The organism is Polaribacter pectinis (assembly GCF_014352875.1).
GTDB lineage: Bacteria > Bacteroidota > Bacteroidia > Flavobacteriales > Flavobacteriaceae > Polaribacter > Polaribacter pectinis.
Window position 1 is genome coordinate 2,191,909 of record NZ_CP060695.1, and the last position, 14,197, is coordinate 2,206,105.

The 14,197-nt window shown below is 29.8% G+C and carries 9 protein-coding genes; 7 read left to right on the forward strand and 2 right to left on the reverse strand.

Translation table 11 applies throughout. The annotated features are described in order from the left end of the window. The first annotated feature begins 64 nt into the window (after window positions 1-64). The 7 genes from miaB to groL all read left to right on the forward strand — a co-directional run bounded on the left by miaB (window position 65) and on the right by groL (window position 6,704). Entirely contained in the window at window positions 65-1,519 is a 1,455-nt protein-coding gene (gene miaB / locus H9W90_RS09845; protein ID WP_187481431.1) for a tRNA (N6-isopentenyl adenosine(37)-C2)-methylthiotransferase MiaB, read from the forward strand. A gap of 173 nt (window positions 1,520-1,692) precedes the next feature. After that, window positions 1,693-2,919, forward strand: a complete 1,227-nt coding sequence (locus H9W90_RS09850; protein WP_187481432.1) for a sigma-54 interaction domain-containing protein — start codon at window positions 1,693-1,695, stop codon at window positions 2,917-2,919. A 4-nt stretch (window positions 2,920-2,923) separates the two neighbouring features. Continuing rightward, window positions 2,924-3,430 (forward strand): LptE family protein, encoded by a 507-nt coding sequence (locus H9W90_RS09855; protein WP_187481433.1) that lies wholly within the window; start codon window positions 2,924-2,926, stop codon window positions 3,428-3,430. 16 nt (window positions 3,431-3,446) lie between these two features. Then, entirely contained in the window at window positions 3,447-4,214 is a 768-nt protein-coding gene (locus H9W90_RS09860) for a DUF8458 domain-containing protein (RefSeq protein WP_187481434.1), read from the forward strand. Further along, the gene (secG, locus tag H9W90_RS09865; RefSeq protein ID WP_187481435.1) at window positions 4,211-4,540 is read left to right on the forward strand and encodes a preprotein translocase subunit SecG; all 330 of its coding nucleotides are present in this window, start codon (window positions 4,211-4,213) and stop codon (window positions 4,538-4,540) included. Before H9W90_RS09860 ends, secG begins: the two co-directional genes overlap by 4 nt. Before the next feature lie 175 nt (window positions 4,541-4,715). Further along, complete coding sequence (locus H9W90_RS09870; protein ID WP_088355328.1) at window positions 4,716-4,991, forward strand: co-chaperone GroES; 276 nt, start codon at window positions 4,716-4,718, stop codon at window positions 4,989-4,991. A 78-nt stretch (window positions 4,992-5,069) separates the two neighbouring features. Then, window positions 5,070-6,704, forward strand: a complete 1,635-nt coding sequence (gene groL, locus H9W90_RS09875) for a chaperonin GroEL (RefSeq protein ID WP_187481436.1) — start codon at window positions 5,070-5,072, stop codon at window positions 6,702-6,704. Between the two features lie 80 nt (window positions 6,705-6,784). Here groL and tamL read toward each other — a convergent pair whose 3' ends face one another. Continuing rightward, window positions 6,785-9,094, reverse strand: a complete 2,310-nt coding sequence (gene tamL / locus H9W90_RS09880) for a translocation and assembly module lipoprotein TamL (RefSeq protein ID WP_187481437.1) — start codon at window positions 9,092-9,094, stop codon at window positions 6,785-6,787. After that, window positions 9,095-14,149: a translocation/assembly module TamB domain-containing protein gene (locus tag H9W90_RS09885; protein WP_187481438.1), complete on the reverse strand. Its 5,055-nt coding sequence runs from the start codon at window positions 14,147-14,149 to the stop codon at window positions 9,095-9,097. Between the last annotated feature and the right edge of the window lie 48 nt (window positions 14,150-14,197).

Below are 14,197 nucleotides of genomic sequence, written 5' to 3' on the forward strand. Positions count from 1 at the left end.
TTTTTCTGCCAATTTGTCACAATTTTTCATTTTTGGTTGTATATTTGCAATTCATTTTTTGAATATGGAACACATCGAAAAAGTTATCGACGAAAGAATACAAGGAAAAGCACTTGTAACTAAAAATAAAAAAGAAAATACCAAGAAATTATTCATTGAAAGTTACGGCTGTCAAATGAATATGAATGATAGTGAAATTGTGGCTTCAATTTTAGACAAACAGGGTTATAATACCACTCAAATTTTAGAAGAAGCAGATTTAGTTATGGTAAATACTTGCTCAATTCGCGAAAAAGCGGAAACTACAGTTCGTAAACGTTTGCAAAAATACAACAAGGTGAAACGCATAAACCCAAAAATGAAAGTTGGGGTTTTAGGTTGTATGGCAGAACGTTTAAAAGAAAAGTTTTTAGAAGAAGAAAAAATTGTAGATTTAGTTGTTGGGCCAGATGCTTACAGAGATATTCCAAATTTATTAGAAGAAGTTTCTGAAGGTAGAGATGCTGTAAATGTTATTTTATCGAAAGAAGAAACCTATGGAGATGTTTCTCCTGTTCGTTTAAATTCTAACGGAGTTACTGCGTTTGTTTCCATTACGAGAGGTTGTGATAATATGTGTACTTTTTGTGTAGTTCCTTTTACAAGGGGACGTGAAAGAAGTAGAGATCCTAAAAGCATTTTAGAGGAAATTCAATCTATGGTTGACCAAAACTATAAAGAAATTACTTTGCTTGGGCAAAATGTAGATAGTTTTCTTTGGTATGGTGGTGGTTTGAAAAAAGACTTTAATAAAGCTTCTGAAATGGCACAAGCAACTGCAGTTGGTTTTGCAGAATTGTTAGATATGTGTGCTACCAAATTCCCAAAAACACGATTTCGTTTTTCAACTTCAAATCCTCAAGATATGAAGTTAGACGTGATTCATACCATGGCAAAACACAAAAATATTTGTAAATATTTACATTTACCTGTACAAAGTGGAAGTAACGCCATGTTAAAAGCCATGAACAGACAACATACGCGTGAAGAATACATGGAATTGGTAGATAATATCTTTAAAATTGTTCCAGAAATGTCTTTATCTCAAGATATGATTGTTGGTTTTTGTGGAGAAACTGAACAAGATCATCAAGATACTTTAGAATTGATGAAATATGTAAAATACGATTTCGGTTTTATGTTTTCTTATTCTGAAAGACCAGGAACTTTAGCTGGTAATAAAATGGAAGATGATGTTCCTTTTGAAACTAAAAAAAGAAGATTACAAGAAGTTATCGACTTACAACAAGAACACGCTTTATACAGAACACAACAACATTTAGGAAAAACTGAAGAGTTTCTTATTGAAGGAACTTCAAAGAAAAACCCGAATGAATGGAAAGGAAGAAATACACAAAATACAGTTGCCGTTTTTGAAAAAGGCGATTATAAATTGGGTGATTTTGTAATGGTAAAAGTAGAAGATTGTACTTCAGCAACCTTAAAAGGAACTGTTGTTGGGTATTCTGATAATAATTAAGAAGCCCCTCTTAGTCTCCCCAAAGGGGAGAGACACTCAAACTAAAAGTTTATATTAAGATGGTTATTAGCTACTTATATTAGAAAGCAAAAAGGTATTAAAATTTAAGAAAATAAAACACAATAGAGAACACAACAGTGTTTTTCCCCTTTGGGGAAATTAAAAGGGGCTATATGGAAAACTTACAAGCAATAAAACAACGTTTTGGAATTATCGGTAACGATGTTCAATTAAATAGAGCTTTAGAAAAAGCTGTAAGAGTTGCGCCTACAGATATATCTGTTTTAGTTACTGGTGAAAGTGGTGTTGGTAAGGAAAGTATTCCTAAAATAATTCATTCTTTATCGCACAGAAAACACGCAAAATACATTGCTGTAAACTGTGGTGCAATTCCTGAAGGAACAATTGATAGTGAACTTTTTGGTCACGAAAAAGGTTCTTTTACTGGAGCAACACAAGACAGAAAAGGTTATTTTGAAGTTGCAGATGGAGGAACTATTTTTCTTGATGAAGTTGGTGAATTACCATTAACAACACAAGTTCGTTTGTTACGCGTTTTAGAAAATGGCGAATTTATAAAAGTAGGTTCCTCTAAACCACAAAAAACAGATGTTAGAATTGTTGCTGCAACAAACGTTAACATGCAGCAAGCTATTGAAAAAGAACGCTTTAGAGAAGATTTATATTATAGATTAAGTACTGTAGAAATTCATTTACCTGCTTTAAGAGAACGTAATGAAGATATTCATTTATTGTTCAGGAAATTCGCTGCAGATTTTGCACAGAAATACAGAATGCCTTCTATTCGTTTAGATGAAAATGCTGTAGGTGTTTTATTAAATTTCAGGTTTCCAGGAAATATTCGTCAACTTAAGAATTTAGCAGAACAAATTTCTGTAATAGAAGAAAGCAGAACAATTACTGGTTCTAAATTACAGCAATATTTACCTAACAATAAAGGAAATTTCCCTGCAGTTATTGGTAGTAAAAAAGAAAATGATTTCTCTACAGAAAGAGATATTATGTACAAAATTTTGTTTGACATGAGAAATGACATCAACGATTTAAAAAAGTTGACGTTAGATTTAATGAAAAACGGAAATCTAGAAGAAGTTCAAGAAGAAAACCATCAATTAATAGAAAAAATTTACAGCGATAAAGAATTAAGAGAACATGATATTGAGGTCTTAAACATTCCTCAAAAATCTTCTTCTGCCGAAAAAGATTATGATTTTATTGAGACTATTGAGGAAGACGAATCTCTATCTTTACAAGACAAAGAAATAGAAATGATTAAAAAATCTTTAGAGAAAAACAACAATAAACGTAAATTAGCCGCTAAAGAATTAGGCATTTCTGAAAGAACTTTATACAGAAAAATTAAACAATACGATTTGTAAAATCATGAAAAAACTACTTTATATAACATCTATTTCTATTAGTATTTTACTGATGATTTCATGCGGAGCATATTCTTTTACTGGAGGAAGTACAGGTGATGCAAAAACGTTGCAAGTAGATTTTTTTCCAAATCAAGCACCTTTAGTAGAACCTAGTTTAAGTCAGCGATTTACACAAGATTTACAAGATTTATTTACACGTCAGACAAATTTAACTTTAACCAAATCTAATGGAGATTTGTATTTTAGTGGAGAAATTACAGGATACAGAATTACACCTATGAGTGCAACTGCAGACCAAACTGCTGCACAAAACAGATTAACAATTACAGTAAATGTTAGATTTGTAAATAAGTTGGTAGAAAAAGACGATTTTGAAAAACAGTTCTCTTTTTATTCAGATTACCCAGCTAACTCACAACTTATTGGAAGTGTACAAGAAGCTGCTTTCGATGAAATTATGGAAAGAATAACCCAAGATATTTTTAACGCTTCAGTAGCAAAGTGGTAAAATTTAAATATTAAAATTGAAAACAGAAACTTTCATAGACTTAATAGCACAAAAAACTAAAATTCAGCAATTAGAAACTGCAGAATTAAAATCTGTTGTTGAAGAGTTTCCATACTTTCAAGCTGCAAGATCATTGTATTTAAAGGGATTAAAAAACCTAGATAGTTTTAAATATAATAACGAACTTAAAATTACAGCCGCCTACACAACAGACAGAACTGTTTTATTTGATTTTATTACTGCAAATGATTTTAATTCTGAAAAAGAAGAAAATATTCACAAACAAATTACAGCAAAAATAACTGAAGAAGTTTCTACAGAACCAATTGCTAAAATAATTGAAGAAAAGGAAGCTAATTCATCAGAAAAAATAATAGAAACAAAAGTAATTGAAGAGAAATTAGAAATAGGAAAACCATTGTCTTTTTCGGTTAATGAAAGTCATTCTTTTCAGCAATGGCTTCAATTATCGACTAAAAAACCGATTGTTAGAAAAACTGAAGAAAAACCTATTGAAAAGACTACTTTAATAGATAAATTCATTAAAAATAATCCAAAAATAGAGCCTTTATCTAAAGATAAAACGATTACTGTTCCAGTAACAAAAAACAAACAAGATTCCTCTTTAATGACAGAGACTTTAGCCAAAGTTTACTTGGAACAAAAAAAGTACGAAAACGCCATACAAGCTTATCGAATTTTAAGTTTGAAATATCCAGAAAAAAGTGGTTTCTTTGCAGACCAAATTAAAAGAGTACAAATTTTACAAAAAAACAGATCATGAGTTATACAGCATTTTTAATTCTAATTTTGATTGTAGCTATCGCTTTAATCTTAATTGTTATGGTTCAAAATCCTAAAGGTGGAGGTTTATCTTCTTCTTTTGGAGGTGGTGGAGCACAATCTTTAGGTGGTGTTCAAAACACTAACAACTTTTTAGACAGAACAACTTGGACTTTAGCAATTGCTATGTTTGCTCTAATTTTATTAGCAAATTTTGCAATACCAAGAGATGGAGACAACAACTTTAAGTTAGACAATACTTTAGATGGAATTGAATCTACAACACCTGTAGAACCAACAACAAATACTAACGATAGTTTACAATAATTATCTGTTAGAAATAATTTAAAATGCCAACGAAAATGACACGTTGGCATTTTTTTTGTTTTAAACTGAACTTCAAAATTCAATCATAGAAAAATTGTCAGTTTTAGTGCATTGGCATAATTTCTGACTGTTTTAATGCATAGAAATTAATTTAATTAATCAAAATTTATATAAAATGGGATTAAACATTAAACCTTTAGCAGATAGAGTTCTTGTAGAACCTGCACCTGCAGAAACAAAAACAGCATCTGGATTAATTATTCCAGATAACGCAAAAGAGAAGCCACAACAAGGAACTGTTGTTGCCATTGGAAATGGTAAAGTAGATGAACCTTTAACTGTAAAAGTTGGAGATACTGTTCTATACAGTAAATATGGTGGAACAGATTTAAAGTTAGAAGGAAAAGATTATTTAATGATGCGCGAAAGCGACATTTTAGCGATTATATAAGTATTCTGTTTTTAGTTGCATTTTTCGGTTGCAACAATTAAACGGATAAACATTTAAACGAATAAACAATTAAAAAAAATGGCAAAAGATATAAAATTTGATATTGAAGCAAGAGACGGATTAAAACGTGGAGTTGATGCTTTAGCAAATGCAGTAAAAGTAACTTTAGGACCAAAAGGAAGAAATGTAATTATCTCTAAATCTTTTGGAGCACCAACTGTAACTAAAGATGGTGTTTCTGTTGCAAAAGAAGTAGAATTAGCAGATGAGCTAGAGAACATGGGAGCTCAAATGGTAAAAGAAGTTGCTTCTAAAACCAACGATTTAGCTGGTGATGGAACAACAACTGCAACTGTTCTTGCACAAGCAATTGTAAAAGAAGGTTTAAAAAATGTTGCTGCGGGTGCAAACCCAATGGATTTAAAACGTGGAATTGACAAAGCTGTAGCTGCAATTATTTCTGATTTAGAAAAGCAAACTCAAAAAGTTGGTAATTCTTCAGAAAAAATAAAACAAGTTGCTGCAATTTCTGCAAATAACGATGATGTTATTGGAGATTTAATTGCCACTGCATTTACCAAAGTAGGTAAAGAAGGTGTAATTACTGTAGAAGAAGCAAAAGGAATGGAAACTTATGTTGATGTTGTAGAAGGAATGCAATTTGACAGAGGTTATTTATCTCCTTATTTTGTAACAGACGCAGATAAAATGATTGCAGATTTAGAAAATCCGTATATTTTATTATTCGATAAAAAGATTTCTAACTTACAAGAAATTCTTCCAATTTTAGAGCCAGTTTCTCAATCTGGTAGACCTTTATTAATTATTGCTGAAGATGTAGATGGACAAGCATTAGCAACTTTAGTAGTTAATAAATTAAGAGGTGGTTTAAAAATTGCTGCTGTAAAAGCACCAGGTTTTGGAGACAGAAGAAAAGCAATGTTAGAAGACATCGCTATTTTAACTGGTGGAACTGTAATTTCTGAAGAAAGAGGTTTTTCATTAGAAAATGCAACTTTAGATTTATTAGGAACTGCAGAAACTATTACTGTAGATAAAGATAATACAACTATTGTTAATGGTTCTGGAGATGCAGAGGCTATTAAAACTAGAGTAAATCAGATTAAATCTCAAATTGAAACTACAACATCTGATTACGATAAAGAAAAACTACAAGAACGTTTAGCTAAATTAGCTGGTGGTGTTGCAGTTTTATATGTTGGTGCTGCTTCTGAAGTAGAAATGAAAGAGAAAAAAGACAGAGTAGATGATGCATTACATGCTACAAGAGCTGCAGTTGAAGAAGGAATTGTTGCTGGTGGTGGTGTTGCTTTAGTTCGTGCTAAAAAAGTGTTAGAAAAAATTACTACAGATAATTTAGACGAAACTACAGGTGTACAAATTATTAACAAAGCTATTGAAGCTCCGTTAAGAATTATTGTTGAAAACGCTGGTGGTGAAGGTTCTGTAGTTTTAAATAAAGTTTTAGAAGGTAAAAAAGACTTTGGTTATAACGCAAAAACTGACGAATATGTAGACATGCTAAAAGCTGGTATTATAGATCCTAAAAAAGTAACTCGTGTTGCATTAGAAAATGCTGCTTCTGTTGCTGGAATGATTCTTACAACCGAATGTGCTTTAGTAGATATTAAAGAAGATGCTGGCGCTGCAGGAATGCCTCCAATGGGTGGTGGAATGCCAGGAATGATGTAGTAACAAATCGTCACAGATAAATAAAAAAACCGTTAGAATTAATTCTAACGGTTTTTTTTATGTTTTAAAAAATTGATGGATTAAAAAGAATAACCAATTGCGAAGTTAAAAACAGGTTCATCAACTCTAAAGTCCCAACGTTTTTCTTTCTCTAAAGATGGATCGTGAAAAGGAGCTGCCAAATCGAAACGAATTACAAAACCCTGTACATCTACTCGTAAACCCAAACCAGCTCCCATTCCTAATTCATTTATAAAATTAGATGTAAATTTATCTCTTTCATTACCATTAGAATCTTTAAAATCTGGATTTGAAACAGAGTTCCAAACATTACCAGCATCCACAAAAACAGCTCCTTTAAAGAAAGAAAAAATTGGAAAACGATATTCCATATTTGCTTCTAAACGTATGTTTCCTGTTTTATCGAAAAACGAACCAATTGTTTGAGAATTTGTATTGTCTTCATCATTATAGGTTCCAGGACCTAGAGATCTAATATTAAAAGCTCTTACACTATATGGTCCTCCAGAAAAATACTGTTTTACAAACGGAACAACATCAGAATTACCATATGCATAACCATAACCTGCAAATAATCTTGCAGCTATTGTTTGCGAATTCTTATCGCCAAAATTAAAATGATATCTTGCATCTATATCTGCTTTTGCATATTGGGCATATTCTAAACCTAAAAATTGTTTTGGTTCTCCAGCAACCTTTTCTTTACCTAATAAACTAATACTATTTCCTGCAATATCTACCGTAGAATTTAAATAAAATTGATGCGTTTTTGATGAATTTGAAAACTCATTATACGTGAAAGAAAATGTGAGTCCACTTATAAATTCTTGATTGAAACTTCTACTTAAAAAAGAGTTATTTGCTAATATTTCTTCAAATTCTGCTGTTGTATTTGAAAGACTGGTGTAATTTACAGAAATAGGATTTAACTCGTAAGTAATATATCTATTTGCATTCCAAACATACCCAAATGCCAAATTACCAGACAATAATGTATATAATTTACTTCTACTTAAATACGTAGCACCAATACTTGTTTTTGTTTTTGGAATAGAATATTCGAAAAAATCTTCGTTTATAGAAAAAGGTGCAATTACTCTTGGAAAGATAAGTTCGGCTTTTACACCCAACTCTAAACTACTTAATCCTGCATTGTCTCCACTAGAAATTTGGGTTTCATAACCAATATTTGTACTAATGTTTAAGGTTTCTCCTCCTTTAAATAAGTTCCTATTACTATAAGTTAATGCTAATTTTGGCCCTGCAAAATTATTAGATTTTGTAACCGCTTGCAATTCTGCACGAATTGCACGTTTTGTTAAAGGCGATAAAAATATATTAGCTTCTAAACCACCCAAATTATCTGTAGCTAAAGTATCTAATTCTTTATACTGAATATTTACAAACTTGTATGCGCCAATGGTAGACAGTCTTCTTGCTGTATTTTTAGAAGTTGCTGGGTTAAAGAAATCACCTTCTTTTAAGGTAATAAAATCATCTAAATATTTTGGTTTAAAAAAGATTGAATCTTGATGATAACTCTTACCTTCAAAACGAATTTCCTTAACTTTTGTAGAGTCATTTAAATTGTAATTAGGGTAAATGTTTATTCGATTAAGTTTATAGGGTATGGTTGCTTTTTTGGGAACTTTAGCTTTCATCTTTAAAAATAAATCGAATCTTTTATTTTTATATTGATTGGTATCAGCTTCAAAAATTAAAAAATCTGGATTAAAATTAAAGTATCCTTTTTTCTTTAATTCTACATCTAACCTTTGTCTTTCTAATTTTAAATTTGCCAAATCGAAACGCATGTTTTCTGGAAATGGAGATTTTGTTGTTAAATCTTTAATATCCTTATAAATTGGCGAAACCATACTATCTATCTTATAATTAGCCATTTTATATGATGCTGGCACTTTTAAATTATAAATAATAGAAGCTTCTTTTTCTAGCTCTTTAAAAGAAGAACCAATTGAGCTATAAAAAAACCCATAGTTTTCTAATCTATTTCTTAAGATTTCTTCAACTTCTAATTCATCTACATCCGATTGATAAACAGGTTCTTGCCCAATTCTCTTAAACAACCATTTAGTTATAAAACTAGGTTTTTCTTTCTGACTTTTGTAATAGTAATAAAGTCCTAAATGCATTCCTAAAAATTTAGAGTTGGGTTTGGGTCTTATTACAGTTTTTAAATCTTCCTTTAAATCGGCAACTTTGTGCACGGAAGAATCTGCGTCTATTTCTATGGTTGCTCCAGTGTATAACCTTTCATCTTCTGGAATAAACTTTTTTATTCCACAAGAATAGAAAACCACGACTACTAAAAGTAAAACACCAATATATTTACAGTTATTTTTTACCATTTAATTCTTTTTCTTTTCTAAACTTTTTATAACAGCTTCTTCTTGCTTTTTCCCTTTTTCTTCAGCAGCTTTTTTATCGGCTTTCAGTTTATCATCTTTATCTTTTTCAGACTTTAAAATAGAGTTCCAAAGTTCCTTAAACTCATTAAATTCTTTGGTAAAAATTAAAGCAATTCCGCTAACTATTGTTTGTCCATCTATTACATTTTCGAACTCGCTTTTTCTAAAACCTTTTATTCTGTATCTGCCGTCTTCAGTAATTTTATATTCTAAACTTACATTACCTATTAATGGTGTTTTTTCTCCGTTTGCACTACTACCTTGTATATCTACTTCACTACCTACTCTAACAATTAACCTGTCTTTAAATAGTTTTTTTTGTGCAGCTATATCTAGTTGAGTTCTGTCTGTTGGAGCTTCTCCTTGATAGTCTGTAAAACTATTTAAACCGAAATCTAATTCTAACCCAGAGCCACCTAAAATTTTATCAGAAAAAGCATTTAATTGCCCAGAAACTGCATCATTTAAATTGTCTCTTGCAATGGTAGCAAAACCTCCAGAACTTCCATCGCTACCAGAATCTGGGTAGAACCTATTTAAAACTAACAATGAGAAAACTTGTCTATTTAACTCATCTTCTTGTTGGTTTACTTGTTGAACTCGTCCATAAACTTGCCCACCAATTGCACCTCTGTCATTTTCTGGCATATCTAAATTAAAAGATATTTTGGGCTGTAACAATTCTCCATCAATATTCAAGTACACATTAAATGGTAACACTTGTTTGTATTTATTTTTTACGGATGAATCTTCTCCAGAAATTTGCGAAGCCATTAAAGATGAAGCAGAAGTTTCTAATTGATAAATTGCTCTTATATCTAATTTTGCATCGAAAGGATCCCCAGCCCAAGAAATACGACTTCCTGAAGCTAGTAAAAATTTTCTGTTTACTAAATTGTATAAATTGAGTTCGTAATGTCCATCAGAAATTTGGTAAACTCCTGTTAAAGACAAACGCCCATTAGGAAACATTGTAAAAATAAAATCTCCTTCTCCAGAAACTTTAAAATTATCTCCAGTATCTTTATTTATAATTATGTTAACAACAGCTTCTTTACCAATTTTTAATTGACTTTTAATATCGAAACCAGTAATTATAGCTTCTTGTTCTTCTGTTTGTGTTAGAATTGCGTTTGGATTCTTTCTATTTACAAATTTTACAACTCCATCTCTCTCTTCTACATTAGCATAAGTAGAGGGCATTACATAGTTTACATCTGTATCTGCACCCAATGTAATTTTGGCATTTAATTTTGGCACTTGTAAATCTCCAGTTAATTTTGCATTAGCATTAAAAGAAGCTTTACCATACAATGAAGGGTTGTCTTCTTTAGTTGCATTTAGCACTCTAAAATTATTTGCTTTTAAATCTAGGTTGAAAGTTGGATTTATAAAACTTTTTGTATTGATTTTTCCTGAAAGTATTAGTGGATTCTTTTTAGCATCTAAAATGGTAAAATTAGACATTGTTAAACCACTATTATCGATGTTTAAAGTCTCGTCTTTTAATGTAAATTTTGTATTTAATTTAGTAATATTAAAATCTGCATTGGTAAACTTTAAATTTCCTTTATATTTTGGTTCTGCAACTGTACCTGTTACTTTAAATTCTCCTGAAAAACTTCCAGAAGTTTCTTTTATTTCGCCTAATGAGAGTGTATTTAAAGCTTTCATTTTAAACTCATTAATTATTAAATCTAAGTCTAAATTGGCAACAGTATTACTAACATAATAATCTCCATTTACATCTAAATCTATATCACCTCCATTTAATTTTGCTTTAAAATCGTATTTGCTATTTCCTAAAGATTTTGCATCTAAAGTTAGTTTACCTAAAGGAGTTTTTAATACTTTTAGTTGACTAACATTTAAGTCTGCAATAATACCAGTATCTGTAAATGGTTCTTCTAAAACAAAATCTCCATTTAAAATTCCGGTAGTAATTTCTTGCTTCGGATTTAAATAGTTGAAAACTTCACTTATTTCAAAATTATTATAATTTATTGCAATGTGATTTTTTTTAATATTTGGTAATCTGTCTGTAATTTCTATTGATTGATTGCCTTTAGTTATTTTAAAATCGGTAAAAGCGAGCTTATTTTTGGTTAGAATTACTTCGTTATTTTCTGGAATATTCCATTTTCCACTATTTAAAACCAAGCTATCTTTATCTACAGTAAACCTTAATTTGTTTCTATCTCCAGTAATTTTTGTGTTTACATTCATCAATTTTTCACCTTGATGAAAACCTAAAAAATTAAGAGACAATTCGTTGTTATTTTGGTTTCCGGTAATTATAGTTTTTGGGATATCTAAAGGACCAGCTGTAATGTTTCTAAACCCTAAATTAAAGTTGAAATTCTCTTTATCTGTATTCATAGAAAAAGCCAAACTATCTAACTCATTACCGCTATAATTTACATGCGGTGCAGTAATATTTGCTACTAATTTTCTATCTAATTCTTTAAAATCTACAGAAAGGTTAATAGTGTCTAAATCTTTAACATTTACCAAAAAGACTTCTTTTATTAAGGGTGTTTGAGAAATTTTAGCTTTTAATTTTAAATTAACTGGGTTTTTAATAGAATCAGAAATTTTTTCGTCCCTATAAAAATAACTAAAAACATGGCGTTGTATAGCTTTACTAAATGACTGCGGATCTGTGTTAGATTCTAAATTTAAATCTATCATTTTATTTTTAACCGAAAGTGCAGTTGTATCTTTATCTACGTAGACTTTTGCATTTACAGGCCCCAATAAATAGGTTCTATTATTATATACTACTACTCCGTTTTTAATATTACTTTTTATAGCATATTTTTTTGAGTTTCCTTTAAAATCTAAATCAAGTTCTAACCCAGTTTTTACTTTACGATTCATAAAACCTAAACCTTCTAAATCTGCTCCAATTACATTTAGATTAATGTCTGCCTCTGTAGCAACAGAGTCTAAAACAACATAAGTATTTAGGTCTAAATTTAGGTTTTCATCTTTATATTTGGAAGTAAGATTTCCTTTTCCGTTTTTAATATCGCCTTCAATTTTTAAATCTTTTACAGCATATTTGCCTAACTGAAATTTAGAAATATTTGCCTTTAAGGTAGCATCTAAATTATTAATGCTTTTTCCACTTCCTTCAGAATTTACAGTAAGACTTAAATTACCTAATTTAGGATTCATTAAAAGTTCTCCAACATTGTAATCTTCTACATTTAAAGCTAGATTGTAATTTAATATATCTTTATTTTTAAATCCTCCTTTAATTCTTGCTACACCTTGTGTTGTGGTAATTTTACCATCTAAACTTATATTTTTTAAAGTTCCGTTTGCACTTCCAGTAACTAAAATTTCTTCTGGTAAATGAATATTTAATTGCTTTTCATCTACTATTTGTAAAAGGTCTGTACGTTTAGTTTCTGCTTTAAAACTTGTTAAATTTAGTTGAAGTATATCAGGTTTAGTTACATTTTTTATGGTTCCGTTTAAAGAAACTGCAGTAGAATTTCCCCAATTTATGTTAGTCCCTAATATTTTTACATCTGCTAAAGAACCCTTTAGATTTAGATTCCCAGTAATTTTTTTTGCGCTTAATTTCCTTAAATACTCTTGCTTTTTTAAATTTGGCTGAAACCTAAAAACTTCTTCTAACCAAAGTTTAAAAGAAGAAATTTTTAGCTGAACATTTGTCTTTTCTGGCGAAGAAATTAATTGAGAAAGAGATAGGTAATCTGCTCTTGTAAAACCTGTAATTTTATTTTTATTTATTGCAATATCAAAATTTGAAACCTCCAAATTTTTATCCGTAATTTCTGCATTTAAAGAAAGTGAATTTAAGTGAATACCAGACTGCTCTATAAAATTAAACTTTTTAAGTTCTAAACCACCTTTTTGGTCTTTAAGGTAAACATCTGTAACTTTTAAGTTTAAATTTTGTAATGATATTGCATTCGGGTTAAACACATTCTTCTGCACTATAGCATCATTTACAAAATATTTAATATTATTATTTTCTAAATTTAAATCGTTTATTTTAATAGCTATCTCTGGCCAAATTACATTTGTTGTATTTGTTGATGATGAAACTACTGTATTTTCAACAGTTTTCATTTTCATTAAAATTGCCGAATTTTTCAACCTTATTTTGTTTAAATTGAAGGTTTTGTTTTTTAAATTTAATTCAGGAATTTCTGTATAAAAATCTTTAATGTTTGCATCTGCAAGGATATTATCTACTTCAGATTTATAATATGCTTTTGTATTTTTTATGGTAATACTTTCGGCAGAAAAAGTCGGTAGCGGAACTTCTTCAACTGGTAATGCTATTGTAACTGGATTTTGAATAAACTTAACATCAGCATCAGAAAGCGAAATATCATGTGTCTTAAAAATCATTTTTTCAAGATTTAGAGATTCCATACTTGCATCCAAAGAACCAATTTTAAATTTGCTATCTATAGCTAAAACATCATCTTTAAAATCTACATTAATATCTTCTAAATTTAGATTTCCAATGATAATATCTAATGGTTCTGAAGTGGATTTATCTTCAACTGAATTCGTTTTTTTTGAAGTAAAAGCATCAATTAGAAATTGAAAATTATAACTAGAAAAGGTGTCTTTTCTTATAATATTAGCTCTTAAACCCTTCCATTTTAAATCATCTACACCTATTGCGTCTCCTCTTATTATAGACCAAAGAGGTAAATTAGCTTCTAAAGATTTAGAATAAATTAAGGTATCTCCTTTTTTATCTTCTAAATACAAACCTTCTAATTGCAAGTTTCCGTTAAAAGTAAGAAACATTTTTTCTACAACAACTTTAGTTTTAGTTTTTTCAGAAACATAATTTACTCCTTTTTGTACAATAATGCTTTGCCCCCAAGAACTTCTCACAAAAAGAACAAGGAGTAATAGAAAAACTACAACTCCTAGGAAAACCCTTAAAGCTCTTCTTAAAAACCGATATTTTCTCTTTTCTCTTTTTTTAGTTGACATAAGTATATTACAAAATGCAAATTTACGTTAGTTAAGTATTTATACTTA